Genomic DNA, 21,916 nt, shown 5'->3' with positions numbered 1-21,916 from the left:
GAACCATGAGCAACACGACTCGACGGACCCTGCTGACCGGCGCCGGCGCGGTCGGGCTCACCGCGGCCCTCGCGGGCTGCGCGGCCTACGGCGACACCGGCACCGACACCGCGGCGCCCGCCCCGGCGGACACCGGCGCCGGTGCCACGGGCGCCACCGGTGACGGCGGCGCCCCGGCCGGCGGCGGTGGCGGCTTCGCGAAGACCTCCGACATCCCCGTCGGCGGCGGCAAGATCTTCGAAGACCAGAAGATCGTGGTGACCCAGCCGACCGCCGGCCAGTTCAAGTGCTTCACCGCGGTGTGCACGCACGCCGGCTGCGTCGTGGGAGACGTGTCCGGCGGCACGATCAACTGCCCGTGCCACGGCAGCAAGTTCAAGGTCGCCGACGGTTCGGTCGCGAACGGCCCGGCCAGCAAGGCGCTCAAGGCCGTCGCCATCAAGGTCAACGGCGACGCCATCACCAAGGCCTAACTCCCACAGGGTCGGGTGCCCGGGATCCCCCTGCGGATCCCGGGCACTCGGCTGTCGGGGAAAACTTCCGGATCCAGGTAACCCGATCGGGCGGGGGTGGCGTTTCTATAGCGGTCACTGGCATACACCACGGAAGGGATGCCACCCCATGAACCGCATCGCCCGGACCGTCGCCGCCGTCGCCGCCGTCGCCCTTGCCGCCGGGCTCGCCGGCTGCCAGACGAAACAGCCGACCCCCGCACCGAGCCCAACGGTCCAGGACAAGGCGCCGCCCGCCGCGACCAAAGGCTTTCCGGGAACCCTGTCGGTGCTGACGTTCGCCGAGGGCAAGCCGATCACCCTGCAGCGGGCCGGCAAGACCGTCGCGTTCGGCACCGCCGCCGCCGGGGACGTGCTGGCCCGGCCGTCCTACGACGGGCAGCACCTCGCCCTGATCAGCAGCCCGGACGCACACAACGTGGCCCCCGGCGACCTGGTCGTCGTCGACGCCGGCGGGGAGCGGCGGGCGCTGGCCCACAACCTTTCCTGGGGCAGCGGCGCGGCGCCGACCTGGGCCCCGGACGGCAGGTCGGTCGTCCTCGGCGGCATCCAGTTCGCGGTGTCCGGCGGCGCCCCCAAGGCGACCGGCTTCGGCGACGTGAAGTACCTGACGTACTCCGTGAGCGGCGGCACCGTCGCCTACGCCAGGTCCGAGCAGTCGGTCGGGGTCGCGGCCGCCGACGGCGGCAAGGCCCGCAGCGTCGACGTCTCCAAGTTGCCCGGGTGCGAGACGGCCTGCCCCTTCGCCGTCCAGGCCGTCTCCGACAGCGGCAGCTACGTGGCGCTGGGCCGCGGCAACACCGACCCGGGCCACACCGCCGCCACGACGCTCGTCGTGGACACCCGCACCGGCGAGGCCGTCAACCTCAGGGCGTACCCGCACCTGCAGCACGTGTGGTTCACCGCCGCCGGCGGCGCCGTCATCGCCGATGACCAGGGGCTGCACGTCGTCGACGCGTCGTGGCGGGTCACCGGCACCTTCCCGGCGCCCGCCGCCGGCGAGCTGTTCTACACCGCGTAGGTCTCCGCGGCGATGGAACAGGACGAGCACGACTTCGAGGCCTTCTACCGGTCCCGGACTCCCGCGTTGCTGCGTTCGGCGTACCTGCTGACCGGTGACCGGCACCTCGCCGAGGACCTGGTGCAGGACGCCCTGGCACGCACGCACCGCGCATGGAGGAAGCTGCGTGACGGTGGCAATCCTGAGGCGTACGCCCGGCAGGTCATGTACCACCTGCAGGTCAGCCGGTGGCGCCGCAGACGCGTCCCGGAGTCGCTGCCCGGCGAGCTGCCCGAGCGCCGCGACGGCCGTGACCAGGCCGGCGACGCGGCAAACCGGCTGGCGCTGCGACAGGCGCTGCTGACCCTGCCGACCCGGCAGCGCGCGGCCCTGGTGCTGCGCTACTTCGAGGACCACAGCGAGGCGGAGGCCGCCGAGCTGCTGGGCTGCCGGATCGGCACGTTGAAGAGCCACACGTCGCGCGGTCTGACGGCGCTGCGCAAGGCGCTGCCGGACCTGGCGACGGAGGGGATGTTCCGATGAACCTGCACGAACAGTTCGACGACCTGGCCGACGAGATGACCGGTACCGACCTCGCCGACCTCCGGCACCGGGTGGACCGCACCTCGCGGCGGCTGCGGACCCGGCGGACGGTGGTCACGGCGGCGGCCGCGGTGGCGGTGCTGGCGGCGCTGACCGGCGGCGCGACCCTGCTGCAACTGCGGCCCGAGGACGGACCGCCGGTGCTGCCGGGGGTCTCGGCCTCGCCGTCGCGGCCGCCGTCCACCGTGCCGTCCACCGCGGCGTCCACGCCGGGCTCCCCGCCCAGTTCTCCGCCGGCGTCCACGGCGGACGCGATCCCGGGCGCGCTGTCGTTCCTCACGCTGAAGGCCGGGAAACCGATCGAGCTGCACCGCTACGTCGACGGCACCCTGCAGACGGTCACCTTCGGCACCGCCACCAGCAAGGACATCTACGCGACGCCGTCGCCGGACGGGACCCGGCTGGCGATCAACACCTCGCCGGACATCAGCAACATCCACCCGGGTGACCTGGTGGTCGTCGCCGCCGGCGGCACGCGGCGCACGGTCGCGCGCAACGTCAACTGGTCCGGCGGCAGCACGGTCGTCTGGACGCCGGACGGCACGACTCTGATCGCCGACGGTGTCCGGTACGACGCAACGACCGGCGCGAGCAGCCCGTTCACCGGCTCGCCGCAGTACCTGGTGTACTCCCCGAGCGGCACGAGGACGGCATACATCTCGCCGGACCAGTACAACGCCGTCAGGATCTCGAAGGTGGACGGCAGCGCGCCGCGGGACGTGTCCGTCAGTGGCCTGGCCGAATGCGAGCAGACCGCCGGCTGCCCGACCTCGGTCCAGGCCGTGTCCGACGACGGCCGGTACGTCGCGCTCGGCAACGTGAACAGCGACCCGTCCCATGTGTACTCCACGGCGCTGGTCTACGACACGGTGGCGAAGCAGCGCATGCCGCTCGGCACGTTCGAGCACGTCTGGTTCCGCCCGGACGGCGCGGTTGTGGTCACCGCGACCCAGGTGAAGGTGCTCGACCGGTCCTTCAAGGTGGTGCACACCTATCCCGTGCCGGCGCACGACGCCGGCGCCGTCGCCTTCTACCGGTCCTGAGGCCCGGCGCCGAGGAAGTCGAGCAGCGGCCCGCCGAACGGGGCCCCGCCCGACCAGAGCACCAGGGTCGGGCGGGTCGGCGGGGGCAGCGGAACGGCGTCGATGACGACCAGGCGGTCGATCTTCGTCGGGTGTTCCGCTGCCAGCCGGGCCGCCACGTGCGCGCCCAGGTCGACGCCAACCACCGCGAAGGTGTCGTGGCCCGAGGCATGCATCAGGGCGAGGCAGTCCAGCACCATCTCGTGCTCCAGGGCCGGCCACGCCTCGTCCGTGGCGCGGTCCGAGCCGCCATAGCCGCGCAGGTCGGGACGGACCACGGCGTGCCTGGTGGCGAGGGCCGCAGCGAGGTCGTCCCAGACGTCCAGCGTGCCGGCGTGGCTGTGCAGGAGCAGCACCGCAGGGCCCGTCCCCTCCCGGCGGACGCGCAGCGTGACGTCCCACAGGTCGACCCGGTCCTCGAACACCCCCACTCCATACCCAACTGGCGGCCGGCTGTTCGCATGCACCCCGCAAGAGTGAACGGTCCAGCGGTCAACTTTCGTCGATATAGAAGAAAGTCTGTTGCTTCTGAACGAAAGACGCTACTGTCTGGCGCACATCGATGTCCTCCAGTCGGCGGGAGTCCATCGGGCAGTCCGCTAACAGGAGGTCCGGTGAAACCACCCCACCGCCGACGATGGACCGTCGGCACGTCAGCCCTGGTCCTGATCGCATCGAGTCTCGTGAGTCTTGCAACGTTCGCGGCCGTCGAGACCGCCGCTCCGGGCGCCGCCGCCGCGGCACCGCCGCCCGCCAGCGACTTCGAGAAGGTCAAGCTCGACGGCGGTCTCACGATGGGTGAGCCGATCGAGCTGGCCGTCCTGCCGGACGGCAAGGTCATGTACATCAACCGGGGCACCACCGCGGGCGGCGGTCAGGTCCGGCTGTACAACCCGGCGACCCAGTCCACGACGGTGGCGCTGACGCTCCAGCTGGACGCGCGCTTCGAGGACGGCCTGATCGGCATCACGCTGCACCCGCAGTTCGCCACCAACCGCTGGGTCTTCATCTTCTACTCACCGAAGGTGACCCCGCTGGTCAACCGGATCTCCCGGTTCACGTTCAACGCCACCACCAACGTCCTCGACCCCGCCAGCGAGGACATGATCATCGAGTGGCCGACCGAGCGGAACCTGTGCTGCCACTCGGCCGGCTCGATGACCTGGGACAGCGGCAACAACCTGTACTTCGCGGTCGGCGACAACACCAACTCCGGCGGCGACTCGGCCGGCATGGCGCCGATCGACGAGCGGACCGGCCGCGACCCGCAGTACGACGCCCAGCGCACCGCGGGCAACACCAACGACCTGCGCGGCAAGATCAACCGGATCCACCCGGAGAGCAACGGCACCTACACGATCCCGGCCGGGAACCTGTTCGCGCAGACGGCGCAGACCCGCGGCGAGATCTACACGATGGGCAACCGCAACCCGTACCGCATCTGGGTCGACACGAAGGCGAACAACACCCTGTACTGGGGCGAGGTCGGCCCCGACGCGGGCGCCACGGTCGCCAACCGCGGCCCGGCGGCGTTCGACGAGTTCAACCGGGCGACCGAACCGGGCAACTACGGCTGGCCCTACTGCGGCGGGCCGAACGTGGCCTACAACGACTGGGACTTCGCGGCCAACGCGCCCCGCGGCTGGTTCCCGTGCGGCGGCAGCACCGGGCCGGTCAACAACTCGCCCCGCAACACCGGCCTGCAGCAGCTCCCGCCGACCAGGCCGGCGCTGGTCTGGGAGCAGCACGGCGGCAGCGTGCAGTGGCCGCAGCTGGACAGCCCGGGCGGCTGCGGATCGCCGAACCACACCGAGGTGTACCACTACGACCCCAACCTCAACTCCTCGGTGAAGTGGCCGCAGTACTACGACAACAAGTGGATCATCTCGGAGTACTGCCGCAACTGGGTCAAGGCCGTCAACTTCGACAACGGCAACCCGGCCACCGGCAACCCCGTAGCCGGCCAGGTCGAGCCGGTGCTCGCCGGGTCGCCGTTCGTGCACCCGATCGACTGGCAGTTCGGCCCCGACGGCTCGATGTACATGCTGGAGTACGGCAGCGGCTACTTCTCCGGCGCCGCCGACGCCGGCCTGTACAAGATCAACTATGTGCAGGGTGGGCGCTCGCCGATCGCCAAGGCCACCGTGAACAAGGACAACGGCCTCGCGCCGCTGGCGGTGACCTTCTCCAGCGCCGGCTCCAGCGACCCTGACGGCGACGCGATCACCTACGCCTGGGATTTCGACAACAACGGCACCACCGATTCGACGGCGGCGAACCCGGCGTACACGTACACCACGAACGGAGCCAAACAGGCCCGGCTGACGGTGCGCGACCCGGCCGGTCACACCGGGACCACGCTGGTGCCGATCACCGTCGGCAACAACCGCCCGACCGTCACGATCTCCGGTGTGCCGGCGGGCGGCATGTTCGACTGGAACGACAACTTCACCGTCACCGCCTCGGCCACCGACCCGCAGGACGGCCCGATCGACTGCTCGAAGATCGTGATCGCGGTCGCCCTCGGCCACCAGGAGCACGCCCACGACGAGGGCGCCGGCACCGGCTGCTCGGCCACCTTCAACACCGGGCCGGTGCACGCCGGACCCGACTCGGTGCTGTTCTTCGTCGTGCGCGCCACCTACACCGACAACGGCGCGTCGGGCTCGGTGCCGCTGACCGGCTCCTCGGAGTTCACGCTGTGGCCCAAGTACTGGCAGGCCGAGCACTACGTGTCGCTGTCAGGCCCGCAGGTCATCACGGCGGCCGCGGCGGACGGCGGCAAACGTCTCGGCGACATCCAGTCCGGCGAGAGCGTCCGGCACCACGCGGTATCGCTGAAGAACATCACCGGCGTCAAGGCGAGGGTCTCGTCCGGCGGTGGCGGCGGCACGGTCTCCTTCCGCTACGACTCGCCCACCGGCACCGAGGTCGCCCGGCTGACGGTGCCGAACACGGGCGGCTGGGAGACGTACGCCGAGGTCAGCGGCCCGGTGACGAAGCCTGACGACGGCACGCACGACCTGTACATCGTGTTCACCGGCGGCACCGGGGCGATCCTCGACCTGGACAGCTACACGTTCACCGGCCCCGGCATCGGCACCCCCGGCGCCCGGACCGGCCCGCTGACGGCGCTCGGCAAGTGCGCCGACATCAACGCGAGCCAGACCGCCGACGGCACCAAGGTGCAGATCTACGACTGCAACGGCACCGGCGCGCAGCAGTGGACGGTCAACGCCAACGGCACCCTCACCGGCCTGGCCGGCAAGTGCCTCGACGTGAAGGCCAGCGGCACGGTGAACGGCACGCCCGTGCAGCTGTACACCTGCAACGGCACCGCCGCCCAGCAGTGGGTGATCGGCGCGAACAACTCGATCCGCAACCCCCAGGCCAACAAGTGCCTGGACATCCCCGGCTCGACCACCACCAACGGCAACCAGTTGCAGATCTACGACTGCAACGGCACGGGCGCCCAGACCTGGACGCACCCGTAACCCAGCGGAGGGCGGACCGCTTCGCCGGCGGTCCGCCCTTCCTGCCGTTGATCAACGGCCCACCGCCGCGGTTCGGCGCCGGCGGACGATCTTGTGAACGTGATCGAAGGACGTCGGTGGCCACCCCGGCGACCACGGGCGTCCTTTGATCAAGCGAGCGGGGCCAGGGGGAGGGTGACGCGGAAGGCGGCGCCCTTGCCGGGGGCGGTGCGCAGGGTCACCTTGCCGCCGTGGGCCGCCACCAGGGCGCTGACGATCGACAGGCCCAGGCCGGATCCGCCGAGCGCGCGGGTCCGGCTCGGGTCGGTGCGGTAGAAGCGTTCGAACACCCGCTCGGCGTCCTCCCGCGTCATGCCAGGGCCGTTGTCGGACACCTCGAGGACGGCGTCGCGGCCTTCGGTGCCGACGAAGACGGTGACCTCGGTGCCCGCCGGGGTGTGGGTCAGCGCGTTAATGATCAGGTTCTGCAGCACCTGGCGCAGGCGGGTCTCGTCGCCGAGGACGATCGCCGGTTCGACGTCGTCATCGTCGTCGCCGCCCTGGGTACGCAGGCGCAGCCGGTGGTCGTGGGCGGTGATGCGGGCGTCGATGAGCGCGTCGGTGGCCAGGGCGAGCAGGTCGACTGGCTTCTTCTCCAGCGGGCGCTGCTGGTCCATCCGGGCGAGCAGCAGCAGGTCGTCGACGAGCAGGCCCATGCGGGTGGCGTGGTGTTCGATCCGGCCGACGTAGTCGTCGGCGCGGCCCGACTGGCGGTGCAGCTCGGCGAAGCCCCGGATCGACGTGAGCGGGGTGCGCAGCTCGTGGCTGGCGTCGGCGACGAAGCGCCGCATCCGCTCCTCCGACGCGAGCGCGGCCTCCTCGGATGCCCGGCGCTCCTCGAACGCCGTCTCGATCTGGCCGAGCATCGTGTTCAGCGCCGTCGACAGGCCGCCGACCTCGGTGCGCGGGTCCGCCTCCGGCACGCGTCGCGTCAGGTCCCCGGCCGCGATCGCCTCGGCGGTCTGCTCGACCTCGACGAGGGGGCGCAGGCTGGACCGCACGAGCAGGTACGCGACGACCGCGAGCAGCAGCAGAACCCCGGCGCCGACGCCGACGGTGACCCAGAGCTGCTGGTTGACGGTCTCGTCGATCTCGTCCTCACTCAGCGCCACCAGGACGTAGCCGCCGTCCCGGCCACGGGCGAGCAGCACGCGCCAGTCGTGGCCGGTGCCGTCGGTCGACGGCACCGTGAAGAACGGTCCGGGACCCTCGAGGTCCTTGATGTTGCCGGGCAGCTTGGGTTCGGCCTGCTGCGCGGTGCGCGGGTCGAAGGTGGCCTTCGTGATGGTGCCGGTGCCGCCGGCCACGCAGGCCGCCCAGTAGCCGCTGCCCAGGGCGGGCCCGTGCGGACCGTTGTCGCGCGGCCGGGGCACCCCCGCCGGTGTGCAGTCCATGCCCGCCCGCGGAACGGTCTCGGTGAGCTGGGCCTGCAGCTTGGTGCTCAGGTAGTTGCGGGTGCTGTAGAGGCCGATGCCACCGGTGATCGTGAGTGCGGCGGCCAGCAGCACCAGCATCAGGGCGACCAGCTTGACCCGCAGCGGCCACGCCCTCATGTCCGTGGCAGCCGCAGCGAGTAGCCGACCCCGCGCAGCGTCTGCAGCAGGCGCGGTTCGGACGTGTCGATCTTCTTGCGCAGGTAGGACACGTAGGACTCGACGACGCCGGCGTCGCCGCCGAAGTCGTACTGCCACACGTGGTCCAGGATCTGCGCCTTGGACAGCACGCGGCCGGGGTTGGTCATGAAGTACCGCAGCAGCTTGAACTCCGTCGGCGACAGCTGGACCTCGTGGCCCGCCTTGAACACCTCGTGGGTGTCCTCGTCGAGCTCGATGTCGGCGAAGGTGAGCCGCGACGACGGGGCCGCGGCGCCGCCGGCCGGGTCGGCGACCCGGCGCAGCACCGCCTGGATCCGGGCGAGGATCTCTGAGAGGCTGAAGGGCTTGGTGACGTAGTCGTCGCCGCCGAGGGTCAGGCCCTTGATCTTGTCCTCGGTGGCGTCGCGGGCGGTGAGGAACAGCACCGGCACGCGGGTGCCCTCGCCGCGCAGCTTGCGCAGCACCTCGAAGCCGTCCAGTTCGGGCATCATGACGTCGAGCAGGATCATGTCGGGGCGGAAGCGGCGCGCCTCCTCCATCGCCTGACGGCCGCTCGTGGCGCTGGCCACGTCGTAGCCGTGATACTTCAGGCTCGCGGACAGCAGCTCGACGATGTCCGGCTCGTCGTCGACCACAAGCAGCCGCGTCATGATTCGCTCCCGGTTCGGTCAGGATTCCCTTGTCAACGTCGAGAGTGCAACCCCTTCCTGGCCGTCCGTTGCGGTTTCCCTGAAAACCAGCTGTGAACGCGCTGCATTGGCCCCGAGCAGCATCGCCAGCAACACTGGGAACTCCAGGTACGCGTGATATGAGGCAAATGCGCCGTACATGGCCCGCCCGGACGTGTAGTCAACGGCAAACAGCACGGCGAGCGCGGAGCCGATCCCTGTCCCGAGCGCCCACGCCCGACGCCCACGCAGCCATGGCACCCGGCTCTCGAAGGCCCGAGCGGCGTCGGGGGCGTGCCGGGGCAGGAACCAGACCCAGACGAAGTAGTGCATGGTCTGCAGGAATGCGAACACGACCAGGAATCGTGCGCCGATCAGCGCGTCGGATCCGGGCGGCGCGCTCAGCGCGACGATCTTCGCGGGGTCGCCGGCAAACGACGCCACCGTCGAGGCGGAGACATTGCCCAGTGCCCCGTCGAATGCGCCGAGGAGGACGGCAAGCGGCAGCACGAGCACCCAGCCGACCTGGACGCTCCGGAACCAGCGGCGCGTCACGACAGGGAGCGCCGCGGCCCACTCCCACAGGAAGAACAGCGGCACCACGTTGTGCAGGTGCGCCAGGACCACGAAGTGGTAGCCGGGCCAGGACAGCGAGACCACCGCCGCGAGCGCCAGCACCGTGCCCGCACCCCCGAGCAGCCACCCGCGCAGCGCGTGGGCGCACCCCGCGGCGAGCACGGCGTAGCCGACCAGGATCTCGGCGTCGCGCGCCGGCTGCCCGACGAACAGCGCCCCGATCCGGCACAGCACGATCGCGCTGATCAGCCCGAACAGCACGGCCAGGAAGCGCCCGCTGAGCACCGGCGCGAACCGGCCGGTCACATACCGCAGCTCCAGGACGTTGTGCAGCACTCCGAACGCGATCAGTCCGAGCACCGTCGTGGCCAGGGGCGCGCCGAGCGCGACGGCGAGCGCGGCCGCGGCCGCGAGCAGGAACGGCAGCGTTACCTTCATCGGGTGATCCAGGCGCTGCTGCTGACCCTCGCCGTGGAGGTGCCGCTGTATGTGCTGGCGCTGACGGCGTTGCGTTTTGCAACAGCCGGGCGCGCCGTGCTGTTGGGCGTGTCGGTGAACCTGCTGACGCATCCGCTGCTGTGGTGGTCGCTCGCGCCCAGCCCGTCGGCCGGCGCGTTGTGGAGCGCGGAAGCTGCGGTCGTGGTCGCGGAGGCCGCCGTGCTGTGGCTGGCGACCCGCCGCGACCCGGCGCTGCTGCTGGTGGCGAGTCTCGGCGCGAACGCCGCGTCGCTGCTCATCGGGTTGGTGTTCTAGGAACGGGCCCGGCGGCGGAGCCAGACGACGAGCAGGATGACGGCGGCGACCACCACGACCACGCCGAGCGCGACCACGACGATCACTGCGTTGGTGGCCGGGTCCGGGTCCGGCGCCATGTCGGCGAGCACGATCTTCATGCCGCGCAGTTTCCCTCACCGCGCCGGACCCCGGAACTGGCTGTTACTCCCGAATCTCATCCGCCGGCGGGATGTCGCTCGGCGGCGGCGGCTCGGCCGGGCGCCACCACTGCCAGAGCAGGAACAGCAGCCCGAGCGCCAGCATGCCCAGGCCGATCCAGAGGTTGATCCGGACCCCCGCCGCCTTGTCGATCTCCGCCTGCGAGTCGAAGATGCCGAGGATCGTCACGATCACGCCGTACACGGTGAAGAGCCCACCGATCACGCGGCGCACGTCGAACAGCCGGGCCGCCCTGGCGGTCTCCGCTTTCGTCGTCTGGTCAGACATGTGCAGACACCCTCTCCACTACAGGAACGGCAGGTAGAACGCGACGGCCAGGACCAGAGCGCCGATGCCCAGCAGGATCGGCGAGCGGTACCAGGCCTGGTCACCGGCGATCGCGCCGGCGCTCAGGTCGTGGCGGCCGATGCCGTAGACGAGACCGCTGAGCTCCTCATCGGTCTTGCGGGTGGTGAACAGGGTGACGACGACGGAGACGATCGTGACCGTCACGAACGCGATGCCGGCGCCCCAGAACGACTCGTCCAGGTCGGAGCCGAACGTGAACCAGCCCCACCACTTGTAGCCGGCGTAGGTGATGAACGCCGCGATCGTGCCGCACAGCAGCCCCCAGAAGCCCGCCCACGCGGTCATCCGCTTCCAGAACATGCCGATGATGAACGCCGCGAACAGCGGGGCGTTGAACAGCGAGAACAGCGCCTGGATGTAGTCCATGATGTTGCTGTATCCGGAGGCGATGAACGCGGTGCCGATGCCGATCACGACGCCGACCACGGTGATCCAGCGGCCGATGCGCAGGTAGTAGCCGTCGGGCTTGTCCTTCTTGATGTACTCCTGCCAGATGTCGTAGGTGAACACGGTGTTGAAGCCGGACACGTTGGCCGCCATGCCCGCCATGAACGACGCGAGCAGACCGGTCACGGCGATGCCGAGCACCCCGTTGGGCAGGAAGTCGCGCATGAGCAGCGGGATGGCGTTGTTGTACTGCAGGTCGCCCTGGTCGGCGCCGAGCCCCTTGACCGTGACGAGCGCGACCAGGCCGGGGATGACGGTGACGAACGGGATGACCAGCTTCGGGTAGGCCGCGATGATCGGCGTGCGACGGGCGGCGCTCATGTTGCGGGCCGACAGACCACGCTGGACCTCGGCGAAGTTCGTGGTCCAGTAGCCGAACGACAGCACGAACCCGAGGCCGAACACGATGCCCCACCACGGCGCGCCGAGCGGGTTGTCGCTGCCGCCGGTGTCCGCCCAGGTGTGCAGGCCGGCCTCGCCGAGCTTCGTGTCGCGGACCGCGGCGAACAGCCCGTCCATCCCACCGACCTTCACCAGGCCGATGATCGCGATCGGCAGCAGACCGGCGATGATCACGAAGAACTGCAGGACCTCGTTGTAGATCGCGCTGGAGAGACCACCCAGCGTGATGTACGTCAGGACGATCGCCGCTCCGACCACGATCGCGGTCCACAGCGGCCAGCCGAGCAGCGCCTGCATGATCAGGGCGAGGGCGTACAGGTTGACCCCGGCGATGAGGACCTGCGCGAGCGCGAACGACAGCGCGTTGAGCAGGTGGGCGGGGCGGTTGAAGCGGCGCCGCATGTATTCCGGGACGCTTCTGACCTTGGAGCCGTAGTAGAAGGGCATCATGACGATGCCGAGGAACACCATGGCCGGCACGGCGCCGATCCAGTAGTAGTGGACCGTCATGATGCCGTACTTGGCACCGTTCGCGGCCATGCCCAGGATCTCCAGCGCGCCAAGGTTGGCGGAGATGAAGGCGAGACCGGTCACCCAGGCCGGCAGCGAGCGCCCGGACAGGAAGAAGTCCGCGCTGTTCTTGATGGAGCGGCGGGCGGCGAGACCCACGCCCAGGACGGTGATGAAGTAGAGCGACAGGAGGACGTAGTCCAGCGCGTCCATCTGTAGGCGTAGACCTTCGGCGAGAGTCTGCACCCGTTCCTCCCCTTTGACGACGAGTGAGCGTCATCACACCTACCCCCGGGTAGGTGACGCTCAAACGCGACTAGGAAGGGAGATGTGAAGCGAGGATCTTCAATAGGTCCTGCGCCCCGTACGGCTTGTCGAGGAAGGCGTCACAGCCGGCGCTCATGGCGGCGGCCCGCTCGTGCGGCAGCACGCTCGCGGTCAGGGCGATGACCTGCGGGCGGCCGGGCTGGGTGCTGAGGTCCGCGGCGAGGCTGAGCCCGTTGCCGTCGGGCAGGTTGACGTCGAGCAGGATCACGTCGACGGGGCTCTCCATCAGCGCGTCGCGGGCCAGTTGCAGGCTGCCCGCCTCGACCAGCTCGATCTCGCGGATCACGTCGTCGGTGGCGCGGGCCAGGATCGCCCGGACCAGGACCCGGTTGAGCTCCTCGTCCTCCACCAGCAGCACTTTGCTCATGACTTCTGTGCCCCGTTCCCCCGCGCGTCGGACAGTGTGCTGGCCACCGCGGCCAGGTCGACCCACTCGCGGACGCCGTCGGAGGCGGCCGCACTGCGGGGCATGGTGCCGATGACCTTGCCGGTCAGGCGGATCCGGTCGTCGTCGGACAGGTCGGGCTCGGTGAGCGCCAGGACCGGGATCCCCCGCGTCGCCGGGTCACCCTCCAGCCCGGCGAGCAGCGCGAACCCGTCGACATCGGCCATCTGCAGGTCGCAGATGATCAGGTCGAAGTGCCGGTCGCGGGACAGCCGCAGCCCCTCCGGCCCGTCGTCGCAGGTGACGACGTCGATGCCGCCGTCACGCAGGTGCTGCTCGACCACGTGCCGGGTCTGGTCGTTGCGGTCCACGACGAGCACCGAGGCGGCCTCGCCCCCGCTCGACGGCACCACGTGCCGGGCGAGCTGCGCCAGCAGCAGGTCGTGGTCGACGGGCTTGACGAAGAAGTCGGTGGCGCCGAGCGACATGCCGACCTTCCGGTCGTCGATGATCGTGGCGAAGAAGACCGGGATCCCGCGCAGCGACTTCTCGTGCTTGAGCTCCCGGATCACGTCCCAGCCGTCCAGGCCGGGCATGACGACGTCGAGCAGGATCGCGTCGGGCGCCCAGGCCCGCGCGGCCGCCAGGCCCTCCTCACCGCCGGGCGCGACGCGCACCTGGTAGCCGGCCGCGGCGAGGTACGTCATCAGCAGCTCGGCGGCACGGGCGTCGTCGTCGACGATCAGCACCCGGCCGCGGGCGGTGCCGACCGGCTCCGCGACCGGCAGCGCGGCCGGCGCGGTGTCGGGCATCTCCGCGGTCGCGTCCGGCAGCCGGACGGTGAACCGGCTGCCCTCCCCCAGCGCGGACTGCAGCGCGATCGAGCCGCCGTGCGCCTCGACCAGCCGGCGGGTCAGCGCGAGCCTCAGCCCGGTGCCGGCCTGCCGCTGGGCGACGCTGCCGACCTGCTGGAACTCCTCGAACACCCGGACGTGGTTCTCCGCGGCGATGCCGACCCCGTTGTCGGCGACGGTCAGCGCCACCTCGCCGGACTCCTGGGCGGCGGTCAGCGCGATCCGGCCACCCTCGGGGGTGAACTTGATCGCGTTGGACAGCAGGTTGTCCAGGATCTGCCGGAAGCGCAGCGGGTCGGCGCGCACGGCGACCTGCGGCACGCTGAGCAGCACCTCCAGCCGCTTGCGGTCGGTGAGCGGCCGCAGGCCGGTGATCACGTCGTTGACCGCGACGTCGAGGGCGAGCGGCTCCGGGTTGAGCTCCAGCCGCCCCGCCTCGACCTTGGCCAGGTCGAGGATGTCGTTGATCAGCCCGAGCAGGTGCCGGCCGCTGTTGTGGATGTGGTCGACCCAGTCGGCGGGTACGGTGCGCCGATCGCCGTCGGGATGCTCGGCCCGCATCAGGTCGCTGAAGCCGATGATCGCGTTCAGCGGGGTCCGCAGCTCGTGGCTCATCCCCGCGAGGAAGTCGCTCTTGGCCTGGCTGGCGTGGGTGAGCGCCTCGACGGACGCGGCCAGCTGCTCGGTCAGGTGGCGCTGCTCCGCGAGGGTCGTGCTGCGCTCCGCGAGCGCCTGCGCCTGGCCGCCGAGCACGGCGGTGAGGCGCAGGTCGTCGGCGGTGAACAGGGCCCGGTAGCGGTCCAGCAGCAGCACGGCGCCGCACTCGTGCGAGGACAGTGGCAGCTCCAGCGCGGTGACGAGGCGGGCGCCGGTGGTCTGCGCGTAGTACGCCGCGAGCGCGGGCACGGGCCTGCGGTTCGTGCCGACCGCGACCGGCTGCCGGGTGGCGAGCAGCAGCTCGAGGTCCTTGTCGGTCAGCTCCGGCATCGGGTCGTGCGGCAGGCTCGCGCCGGACCGGCATGCGGCGGCGACCTGCTCGACGTGGCCGTCGGGCGTGGTGCGGACCAGCACGACCGCGTCGGTGCCGGTCGTCTCGTGCACCACCTGCACGAACCGGCGCCACACCTGGCCCGTGCTGACGGCCGCCGGCAGTCGCTGGAGGTCCTCGGTCGCCTCGTACCAGACGGTGGCCGACATCATCCGGCGCAGCCAGGCGGGCGGCATGAACGCAATGAGGTAGCCGACCGCGGAGACCAGCGCGACGACCCGCCCGATGGGCGCGACCCAGCTCCTGGTGCTCGGCGACAGCGCGGCGCCGGTGTACAGCAGCAGCATCATCAGCACGAAGGCATAGGTGGCGGCCGCGGCGATGCGCAGTCTGGCCCTTGCCGCACCGGAGCGCCGTTGCGCGCCGAGCAGCAGATAGGTGCCCGCGGCCACCTCGGTCACGGCGAACGTGCCGGACGCCAGCAGCAGGTACCCGACGTTCAGCGGGCGTGGCGCGGCCGCGACGGCGACGATGCTCGCCAGCAGGAACACCAGCAGGGTGCGGTCCAGCCAGGTCGGCACCTGCCGCAGCCGGGCGATGAGCCGCAGCGTCAGGTACGGCTGCAGCATGAGCAGTGCGGTGGCGGTCGCGCCCACCGCCGGCGGCAGCGGCCCGCCGGTGACCTCCCGGACCAGCGCGGTGCCGCATACCGCCACCGGCGGCAGGAAGATGAGCGTGATGTTCCATTGCATCGGGTCCCGGGTGGCGAGAAACCCTCCGAGCGCACGCAAGAACACCGCTAGTACCAACAGCGCTGTGACTAGAGTTACCATCTGACTACGCCCCGTTACAGTCGACGGGACTCACTCTAGCCAGGGGGACGGATGGGCGAGCAGGAACCAGCCGACGAACTCGCCCAGCTCAGGGCCGAGGTCGCCGACGGCGCCCATGACCTTTCCAATGCTCTGGGCGCGATCCTGAACTATGTGGCGTTTCTGTCCGAAGACCTCGGCGACAACCCCGCCGCCGCGGACTACCTGCCGCACCTGCAGAGCGCCGCTCACCGGGCGCTCGGCGTCGTCGAGCGGCTCAGCGCTAGCGGCGCTCGCTGAGGCTCTTGCACCGCACGCACAGCGTGACCGACGGGAAGGCGGTCAGCCGCGCGACCGGGATGTCCTCGGCGCAGCGCTCGCACCGGCCGTAGGTGCCCTCGTCGAGGCGCTCCATCGCGCGCTCCACCTGGTCCATCCTGGCCCGGATCGACAGCGCGAGGGCGAACTCCTGGTCCCGGCTGAACGCCTTGGTGCCCAGGTCGGCGACGTCGTCACCGGCGTCCACCACACCGGCCATGGTCATCTCGGCGACCGCGTCGGCATACTCGGCGGCGAGTTCCTGGTGACGCGCGCCTAGCGCGGAACGAAGATCCGAGGAGCGCTGCGCACCACCGGCAACCGTCATTTCTGGCTGGACGAGCATCCCTGGGCCCCCTGTACTGGCGCTGTATCCCCTATGACTGGGTTCCGGTGTGCCCACCACGGACGTGGCGCAAACCTGACTCATCCCCGACTCTGGGCACGGCGTCACTGTTCAACTCCGGCGCGAGCGGGCACCATGAGCAACGTGGTCACCACCGAGCCCGACACCGCAGAGGTCACCGTCGAGGTGCCGGCCGGCGCGGCCCGGCAGGCCCGCGGGGTCATCACCCGCACGCTGGCCGCCTGGGGCCTCACCCACCTCACCAGGGCCGCGGTGATGGTCGGCCACGAACTGGTCGCCAACGCGCTGCGCCACGGCATGCCACCGGCGGCGCTGCGGCTGCTCCGCCGCGACGGTGCGGTGCTCATCGAGGTCGGCGACGCCAGCCCGGCGCTGCCGCAGATCGCCGAGATCGACAACGAGACCAGCACGTCGGGCCGGGGCATGTTCATCGTGTCGAGGCTGGCCCGCTCCTGGGGCGTCCGCCCGCTCCCGACCGGCAAGGTCGTCTGGGCCGAGTTGGTGCAGTAGGGCCCTGCGGCCCCGATTCCCGCCGGATCAGGCGAACCGCTTCCCGTCCCGGATCAGGCGGCCTGCTTCCCGTCCCGGATCGGCAGGATCTGATCGAGGCCCGTGATCGCCAGCGTCATTGACACGTCGTCGCTGGGATTGGCGACGATCAGGGTCGCGCCCGCCTGCTGCGCGCGACGCCAGCAGCCGACCAGCGTGCCCAGGCCGCTCGAGTCGATGAACTCCAGTGCGGTCAGGTCGATGACCAGCTCCGTCATCCCCGCGTCCAACTGCCTGACCACCTCGGTGAGCAGCTTCGGCGCGGTGTCCAGATCGAGGTCACCCACCGCCTCGAGCGTCACCAGCCCGTCTGCGCGGTGCACGGACAGTTCCCATACCGTCTCGTCGTTGACCACGTTGTGCCATGTCCTTTCGCGAACCGAGCTGCGGATCTGCTACTGATCGCTGGTCAACAGTGTGTGGTACCCATCGGGCGGACTTCAAACGCTCGCACCGTTTGACCCGGTCTGCGGCACCACGCAGACTCGATCGTATGAGCGGTGATCTGGATTTCGTGGGGCGTGCCCTGGTCACGCTCGACGACGCCGCCATGCTCGCCGTGGCGCAGCGGCGGGCGCAGTTCCTCGCCGACGCCGGCCGCCAGGTGTCCGGGTCGCTCAACCTGCCGCACACCGTGCGCCGGTCGCTGGCGGCGTGCGTGCCGCACCTCGCCGACTGGGCGCAGATCATGCAGGTGGGGCGGGACGGCGCGACGTACACCAGCCTCGTCACCGGCGGCTCGGGCCCGGCGTCGACCACCCGCCGGCATCCCGGCACCGACGGCGTCGGCGGCCAGGCGAGGCTCCTCATGACCGGCCGGCCCGAGCTGCTGCACGTCTCGCTCGACCAGGACCCGCTGGAGCCCGACGGCCTGGCCGCGCTGGTGCCCGACGACGGGATGCGCGAGCAGGTCGCCGCCCTGCGCCCCGCCGACGTGCTCGGCCTGCCGCTGACCGCCCGCGGCACCACGTTCGGCACCCTGACGCTGGCCCGGCGCAGCGGCTACGGGTTCGTCGCCGAGGACATCGCCCTCGCCGAGGAGCTGGCAGTGCGCATCGCGCTCGCCGTCGACGCGGCCCGCCGCTACGCGGAGCGCTCCAGCATCGCGACCGTGCTGCAGGCCAGCCTCCGCCCGCCGGAGCTGCCGAAACTCGAGGGCAGCGCGCTGGCCGCCCGCTACCGGCCCGCCTCCGGCGACGGCGAGATCGGCGGCGACTTCTACGACGCCTGGGGCGACCCCGCGGACTGGTCGTTCGTCCTCGGTGACGTCTCCGGCAAGGGCGTCGAGGCGGCCGTGGTCACCGGCCAGGCCCGGCACACCGTGCGCGGCGCCTCCGCGGTCGACCGGGAGCCGGCCGCGGTGCTGCGCGCCCTCAACACGATGCTCGACGGCACCACCTCGGGCCGCTACGTCACCGCCGTCTACGGCCGCGTCCGCCGGCGCGACGGCGGCGGCCTGCACGTCACCGTCGGGTCCGCCGGCCACCCGCCGCCGCTGCTCGTGCGCACCTGCGGCGTGGTCGAGCCCGTCGCGGTGCGCGGCCTCGCGGCGGGGCTGATCGCCGGCGTCGAGTATTCCCAGACGCAGGTCCTCCTGGCGCCCGGCGACACCCTCGTGCTCTACACCGACGGCGTCACCGAGGCGGGGCACCACAGCGTCAGCCGGGGCACCCGGCGCCTCACCGGCCTGCTGTCGGACTACGCGCAGGCCGGCGTCGACGCCCTCGTCGAGGCGATCGAGATCGCGGTCCTGGAAGACTCCGGCGGCACGCAACGCGACGACCTGGCGGTGCTGGCCCTGCGGGCGGAGGCCCCGTGACCGGTCCGGAGCGCAGCGGAGGAACCGGTCACCAGCAGCGCAGTCCATCACGCGGGCGCCGGAGCGCAGCGGAGGTGACAGCGTGACGGCGCTGGATTTCCGGCCGTACTTCGCATTGCTCGAGCAGCGCGACGCCGCGGGTGCGCTCCGGCACGCCATGACCCTCCTCGACGGTGGCACCGACCCCGTCGACGTCCTGCTCGACGTCGTCGCGCCGGCGCAGGAGCAGGTCGGCGTGCGCTGGGCGCAGGGCGCGTGGACCGTCGCGCACGAGCACGCCGCGACCGCGATCAGCGAGTCCGTCGCGATGGCCGTCGGCGGCCGGATCCCCGCACCCGCAGCGCCGCTCGGGCACGTGATCCTGGCCTGCGCGGAGCGGGAGTGGCACGGCCTGCCCGCCCGGCTGGTCGGCTTCGCCCTGCAGGCCGCCGGCTGGCGCACCACGTTCCTGGGCGCGTCGACGTCGCCGCAGCAGTTCGCCCGGTTCCTCGACGACGTCGACGCCGACGCGGTCGCGATCAGCTGCTCCGTCGCGGCGTCGCTGCCGGCCGCCCGGCGCCTCATCGACGCCGCCCGGGAGGCGGGCCTGCCGGTCCTGGTCGGCGGCGGCGCGTTCGGCACCGACGACACCCGGGCCAGGGCGCTGGGCGCGTCCGGCTGGGCGAAGGACGCCCGCGCCGCGGCGGGCGTGCTCGCGACGCTCGCGGGGGTGACCCGGCCTGGGCCACGGACCGCGCCCGGCACGCCGGCGCGGACGAGCACGCGGAGATGGTGATCCGCTTCGCCGAGTTCCGCGCCGCCGCCCGGCGCCGCTGGCTCGACGCGCCCGGGGATCCGTCCGACGAGCCCGGCCTGGCCGACGACGCCGTCGACCACGCCCTGCACTCGCTGTCCGCGGCGCTGCTCACCGACGACCCCCGGCTGCTGCGCGAGGCCAGCGACTGGCTGACGGCGCTGTTCGCCGCCCGGGGTGAGCCGGCCGGCGCGGTGGACAGCCTGTGGCGGTCGGTGCACCAGACGGTCGGCGAGCCTCTCCCCGAGGCGGCCCGCCACCTGAAATCCATCTGAGGGCCGCCGCATACTGGTTGGCATGATCGCGGTGACAGGATCGTCAGGCCAGGTCGGCGGCAGGGTGGCGGCGGCGTTGCCGCAGGCGCGACGGTTGACGCGCAAGGACGCGGAATACCGCGACACGCCACGGATGCGCCAGGCGCTCGACGGGGTCGAGACCCTGTTCCTGGTCTCGGGGCGGGAGTCGGCGGACCGGCTCGCCGAGCACCGCAGCGCCGTCGACGCCGCGGTCGCGGCGGGCGTGCGGCGCATCGTGTACCTGTCGTTCGCGGGCGCGGCACCGGACTGCACCTTCACCTTCGGCCGCGACCACTGGCACACCGAGCAGCACATCCGGGCCACCGGGCTGCGCTGGACGTTCCTGCGCGACAACCTGTACCAGGAGATGCTGCCGATGCTGGCCGGACCCGACGGGGTGATCCGCGGCCCGGCGGGCGACGGCCGGGTGGCCGCGGTCAGCTACGACGACATCGCCGCGTGCGCGGTCGTGGCGCTCACCGGCGACGGCCACGACGGCCGGACCTACGACCTGACCGGGCCCGAGGCGCTGAGCCTGCACGAGGTCGCGGCCCGGCTCGGGGTCCGCTACGAGCCGGAGACCGTCGAGGAGGCGTACGCGTCCCGGGCCCACTACGGCGCGCCGGCGTTCGAGGTGGCCGGTTGGGTGAGTTCCTACGAGGCGATCGCCGCCGGCGAGCTGGCCGCGGTGAGCGACGACGTGCGGCGCCTGACCGGGCGGCCCGCGAAGCCGCTCAGTCCCAGGTGAGCAGCTGGTCGACCGGCGCGTAGTCGTCGGTGAGCACCGTTGCGCCGCCGGCGAAGGCGTGCAGGTCGGCACCCGTCAGCGAGTCCGCGGCGGGCCGCAGCGGCGCCGTGGAGGCGAACACGACGAAGTTGCTGCCGGTCTCGCCGCGCAGCGCGGGCAGCGGCGCCACCAGGGTCACGTAGGGGAAGACCGCGGCGATGGTGGCGACCTCCGCGCGGATGAACCGCCGGGCTGGGCCGTCGATGACGTTGAGTGCGTAGACGCCGCCGGGGCGCAGGACGCGGCGCACGTCGGTGACGAGCTCGCGGGTCGTCAGGTGCCACGGGACCGCCAGGTGCCCGAAGGCGTCGCCGATGACCACGTCCCTGGACGCGGACGGCTGGCGGCGCAGGTTCGCGCGGGCGTCGCCGGTCTCGACCCGCAGCAGCGGGCCGGTCCGCAGTCCGAGGCGCCGCCGGTCGAGGTCGACGAGCGCCGGGTCGAGCTCCAGGACCAGGTTGTCGCTGCCGGGGCGGGTCGCGGCGACGTACCGCGGGAGGGTGAACCCGCCGCCGCCGAGGTGCAGCACCGTGAGGGGTCCGGCCGGCAGGCTGTCCACATAGGACCCGATCCACTGGGTGTATGCGTACTCCAGGTGCGCCGGGTTGTCCAGGTCCACGTAGGAGTGCTGGGCGCCGTTGAGGAACAGGGTGCGGCCGGAGCCGTCGACGCCGATCGCGGCGCAGGTGTAGGCGGTCTCCACGTCGCACGGGTTCGGCGCGACGATCCCGATCGGCACGCCGACGACGACGAACACGGCGGCCGCCGACAGGTTGCCGCGGCGGCGCCAGTACCCGCCGAATCCGAACCCTGCAAGCGCCAGGACACCGGCGAGTCCGAAGAGGATCACGCTGGTCGGCACGGTCGCCACCAGCACGAACCCGGTGGCGAACGTGGCGGTGATCGCGCCGAGGGTGCCGACGCTGGACAGCTTGCCGACGACCCTGCCGGTGTGCGCCAGGTCGGCGAGCTGGAGCTTGACGACCAGCGGGGTGACCGCGGACAGCAGCGCGGCCGGCACGAAGAGGGTCATCGTCGCCAGCAGCAGCACGCTGGTGGCCTCGGTGCCACGCAGCCACTCGCCGGCAACCCGGATGATCGGCAGGGTGGCCGCGGTCGCGGCGGCGGCGAGCAGCAGCAGCGGCGACAGCAGCCGGCGCTGGTCGATGCGGCGGTCGGCGAGCCAGCCGCCGGTCCAGGCACCGTAGGCGATCGCGGCGAGGGCGACGCCGATGATCGCGGTGCTGCTGGACAGCGTCACGCCGACGTACGGGCCGACGAGCCGCAGCCCGACGATCTCCAGGACGAGCACGGCACCGCTGGTCAGGAAGACGAGAGCGGCGGCGATGCGGTTATTGAGGGGTGTCGCGGCAGTCACCGCTCTAGCATGG

Annotated in this window: 24 protein-coding genes; 12 read left to right on the top strand and 12 right to left on the bottom strand. The window is 71.6% G+C overall.

Annotation, left to right across the window (positions count from 1 at the left end):
- The first annotated feature begins 5 nt into the window (after positions 1 to 5).
- The 4 genes from OHA72_RS09190 to OHA72_RS09175 all read left to right on the top strand — a co-directional run bounded on the left by OHA72_RS09190 (position 6) and on the right by OHA72_RS09175 (position 3,158).
- Positions 6 to 473 (top strand): Rieske (2Fe-2S) protein, encoded by a 468-nt coding sequence (locus OHA72_RS09190; protein ID WP_327007407.1) that lies wholly within the window; start codon positions 6 to 8, stop codon positions 471 to 473.
- Between the two features lie 148 nt (positions 474 to 621).
- On the top strand, positions 622 to 1,533 hold the full coding sequence (locus OHA72_RS09185; RefSeq protein ID WP_327007406.1) for a hypothetical protein: 912 nt from the start codon (positions 622 to 624) through the stop codon (positions 1,531 to 1,533).
- A 12-nt stretch (positions 1,534 to 1,545) separates the two neighbouring features.
- A complete protein-coding gene (locus tag OHA72_RS09180; RefSeq protein ID WP_327007405.1) occupies positions 1,546 to 2,055 on the top strand; it encodes a SigE family RNA polymerase sigma factor in 510 nt (169 codons plus the stop codon).
- The gene (locus OHA72_RS09175) at positions 2,052 to 3,158 is read left to right on the top strand and encodes a hypothetical protein (protein ID WP_327007404.1); all 1,107 of its coding nucleotides are present in this window, start codon (positions 2,052 to 2,054) and stop codon (positions 3,156 to 3,158) included. The genes OHA72_RS09180 and OHA72_RS09175 overlap by 4 nt, the downstream gene beginning before the upstream one ends.
- Here OHA72_RS09175 and OHA72_RS09170 read toward each other — a convergent pair.
- The gene (locus OHA72_RS09170) at positions 3,146 to 3,622 is read right to left on the bottom strand and encodes an alpha/beta fold hydrolase (RefSeq protein ID WP_327007403.1); all 477 of its coding nucleotides are present in this window, start codon (positions 3,620 to 3,622) and stop codon (positions 3,146 to 3,148) included. The genes OHA72_RS09175 and OHA72_RS09170 overlap by 13 nt on opposite strands.
- A gap of 258 nt (positions 3,623 to 3,880) precedes the next feature.
- On the opposite strand from OHA72_RS09170, the gene OHA72_RS09165 reads away from it, so the two are divergent.
- On the top strand, positions 3,881 to 6,691 hold the full coding sequence (locus OHA72_RS09165) for a PQQ-dependent sugar dehydrogenase (protein ID WP_327007402.1): 2,811 nt from the start codon (positions 3,881 to 3,883) through the stop codon (positions 6,689 to 6,691).
- A 149-nt stretch (positions 6,692 to 6,840) separates the two neighbouring features.
- On the opposite strand, the gene OHA72_RS09160 is transcribed toward OHA72_RS09165, so the two are convergent.
- From OHA72_RS09160 to OHA72_RS09150, 3 genes are read right to left on the bottom strand one after another with little or no spacing between them, the layout of a single operon-like run.
- The gene (locus OHA72_RS09160; protein ID WP_327007401.1) at positions 6,841 to 8,283 is read right to left on the bottom strand and encodes a sensor histidine kinase; all 1,443 of its coding nucleotides are present in this window, start codon (positions 8,281 to 8,283) and stop codon (positions 6,841 to 6,843) included.
- Complete coding sequence (locus tag OHA72_RS09155; protein WP_327007400.1) at positions 8,280 to 8,975, bottom strand: response regulator transcription factor; 696 nt, start codon at positions 8,973 to 8,975, stop codon at positions 8,280 to 8,282. Before OHA72_RS09155 ends, OHA72_RS09160 begins: the two co-directional genes overlap by 4 nt.
- An 18-nt stretch (positions 8,976 to 8,993) precedes the next feature.
- Positions 8,994 to 10,007 (bottom strand): hypothetical protein, encoded by a 1,014-nt coding sequence (locus OHA72_RS09150; protein ID WP_327007399.1) that lies wholly within the window; start codon positions 10,005 to 10,007, stop codon positions 8,994 to 8,996.
- Positions 10,008 to 10,010: 3 nt separating this feature from the next.
- Between OHA72_RS09150 and OHA72_RS09145 the strand changes: the two genes are divergently transcribed.
- On the top strand, positions 10,011 to 10,322 hold the full coding sequence (locus OHA72_RS09145; RefSeq protein WP_327007398.1) for a hypothetical protein: 312 nt from the start codon (positions 10,011 to 10,013) through the stop codon (positions 10,320 to 10,322).
- On the opposite strand, the gene OHA72_RS09140 is transcribed toward OHA72_RS09145, so the two are convergent.
- The 5 genes from OHA72_RS09140 to OHA72_RS09120 all read right to left on the bottom strand — a co-directional run bounded on the left by OHA72_RS09140 (position 10,319) and on the right by OHA72_RS09120 (position 15,581).
- The gene (locus tag OHA72_RS09140) at positions 10,319 to 10,462 is read right to left on the bottom strand and encodes a hypothetical protein (protein WP_327007397.1); all 144 of its coding nucleotides are present in this window, start codon (positions 10,460 to 10,462) and stop codon (positions 10,319 to 10,321) included. The genes OHA72_RS09145 and OHA72_RS09140 overlap by 4 nt on opposite strands.
- A 43-nt stretch (positions 10,463 to 10,505) precedes the next feature.
- On the bottom strand, positions 10,506 to 10,790 hold the full coding sequence (locus OHA72_RS09135) for a hypothetical protein (protein WP_327007396.1): 285 nt from the start codon (positions 10,788 to 10,790) through the stop codon (positions 10,506 to 10,508).
- Positions 10,791 to 10,808: 18 nt separating this feature from the next.
- Entirely contained in the window at positions 10,809 to 12,443 is a 1,635-nt protein-coding gene (locus OHA72_RS09130) for a sodium:solute symporter family protein (RefSeq protein ID WP_327007395.1), read from the bottom strand.
- Between the two features lie 103 nt (positions 12,444 to 12,546).
- Positions 12,547 to 12,924, bottom strand: coding sequence for a response regulator (locus OHA72_RS09125; protein ID WP_327007394.1), 378 nt, complete (start codon positions 12,922 to 12,924; stop codon positions 12,547 to 12,549).
- Positions 12,921 to 15,581 carry a hybrid sensor histidine kinase/response regulator gene (locus OHA72_RS09120; protein ID WP_327007393.1) on the bottom strand — a complete coding sequence of 887 codons (2,661 nt, stop codon included), beginning with the start codon at positions 15,579 to 15,581 and terminating at the stop codon, positions 12,921 to 12,923. Before OHA72_RS09120 ends, OHA72_RS09125 begins: the two co-directional genes overlap by 4 nt.
- Positions 15,582 to 15,668: 87 nt before the next feature.
- Here OHA72_RS09120 and OHA72_RS09115 point away from each other — a divergent pair, with 87 nt between their 5' ends.
- Complete coding sequence (locus tag OHA72_RS09115; protein WP_327007392.1) at positions 15,669 to 15,896, top strand: hypothetical protein; 228 nt, start codon at positions 15,669 to 15,671, stop codon at positions 15,894 to 15,896.
- Here the strand turns inward: OHA72_RS09115 and OHA72_RS09110 are convergent.
- The gene (locus OHA72_RS09110) at positions 15,880 to 16,242 is read right to left on the bottom strand and encodes a TraR/DksA family transcriptional regulator (protein WP_327007391.1); all 363 of its coding nucleotides are present in this window, start codon (positions 16,240 to 16,242) and stop codon (positions 15,880 to 15,882) included. The two genes, OHA72_RS09115 and OHA72_RS09110, sit on opposite strands and share 17 nt — an antisense overlap.
- A gap of 153 nt (positions 16,243 to 16,395) precedes the next feature.
- On the opposite strand from OHA72_RS09110, the gene OHA72_RS09105 reads away from it, so the two are divergent.
- Positions 16,396 to 16,791: an ATP-binding protein gene (locus OHA72_RS09105; protein WP_327007390.1), complete on the top strand. Its 396-nt coding sequence runs from the start codon at positions 16,396 to 16,398 to the stop codon at positions 16,789 to 16,791.
- Between the two features lie 53 nt (positions 16,792 to 16,844).
- On the opposite strand, the gene OHA72_RS09100 is transcribed toward OHA72_RS09105, so the two are convergent.
- A complete protein-coding gene (locus tag OHA72_RS09100; protein WP_327007389.1) occupies positions 16,845 to 17,132 on the bottom strand; it encodes an STAS domain-containing protein in 288 nt (95 codons plus the stop codon).
- Positions 17,133 to 17,323: 191 nt separating this feature from the next.
- Between OHA72_RS09100 and OHA72_RS09095 the strand changes: the two genes are divergently transcribed.
- From OHA72_RS09095 to OHA72_RS09080, 4 genes are all read left to right on the top strand, one after another.
- Positions 17,324 to 18,649 carry a PP2C family protein-serine/threonine phosphatase gene (locus tag OHA72_RS09095; RefSeq protein WP_327007388.1) on the top strand — a complete coding sequence of 442 codons (1,326 nt, stop codon included), beginning with the start codon at positions 17,324 to 17,326 and terminating at the stop codon, positions 18,647 to 18,649.
- An 82-nt stretch (positions 18,650 to 18,731) separates the two neighbouring features.
- Positions 18,732 to 19,424, top strand: a complete 693-nt coding sequence (locus OHA72_RS09090) for a cobalamin B12-binding domain-containing protein (RefSeq protein WP_327007387.1) — start codon at positions 18,732 to 18,734, stop codon at positions 19,422 to 19,424.
- Positions 19,418 to 19,717, top strand: coding sequence for a hypothetical protein (locus tag OHA72_RS09085; protein ID WP_327007386.1), 300 nt, complete (start codon positions 19,418 to 19,420; stop codon positions 19,715 to 19,717). The genes OHA72_RS09090 and OHA72_RS09085 overlap by 7 nt, the downstream gene beginning before the upstream one ends.
- Positions 19,718 to 19,739: 22 nt before the next feature.
- Complete coding sequence (locus OHA72_RS09080; RefSeq protein ID WP_327007385.1) at positions 19,740 to 20,486, top strand: NAD(P)H-binding protein; 747 nt, start codon at positions 19,740 to 19,742, stop codon at positions 20,484 to 20,486.
- Here OHA72_RS09080 and OHA72_RS09075 read toward each other — a convergent pair.
- Positions 20,473 to 21,903 carry a fused MFS/spermidine synthase gene (locus tag OHA72_RS09075; protein WP_327007384.1) on the bottom strand — a complete coding sequence of 477 codons (1,431 nt, stop codon included), beginning with the start codon at positions 21,901 to 21,903 and terminating at the stop codon, positions 20,473 to 20,475. The two genes, OHA72_RS09080 and OHA72_RS09075, sit on opposite strands and share 14 nt — an antisense overlap.
- Positions 21,904 to 21,916: the final 13 nt, after the last annotated feature.

Origin of the sequence: Dactylosporangium sp. NBC_01737, assembly GCF_035963215.1 — a bacterium.
Classification (GTDB): domain Bacteria; phylum Actinomycetota; class Actinomycetes; order Mycobacteriales; family Micromonosporaceae; genus Dactylosporangium.
Note: the sequence above shows the minus strand (reverse complement) of the source record. Positions and strands in the feature narration are given on the sequence as shown.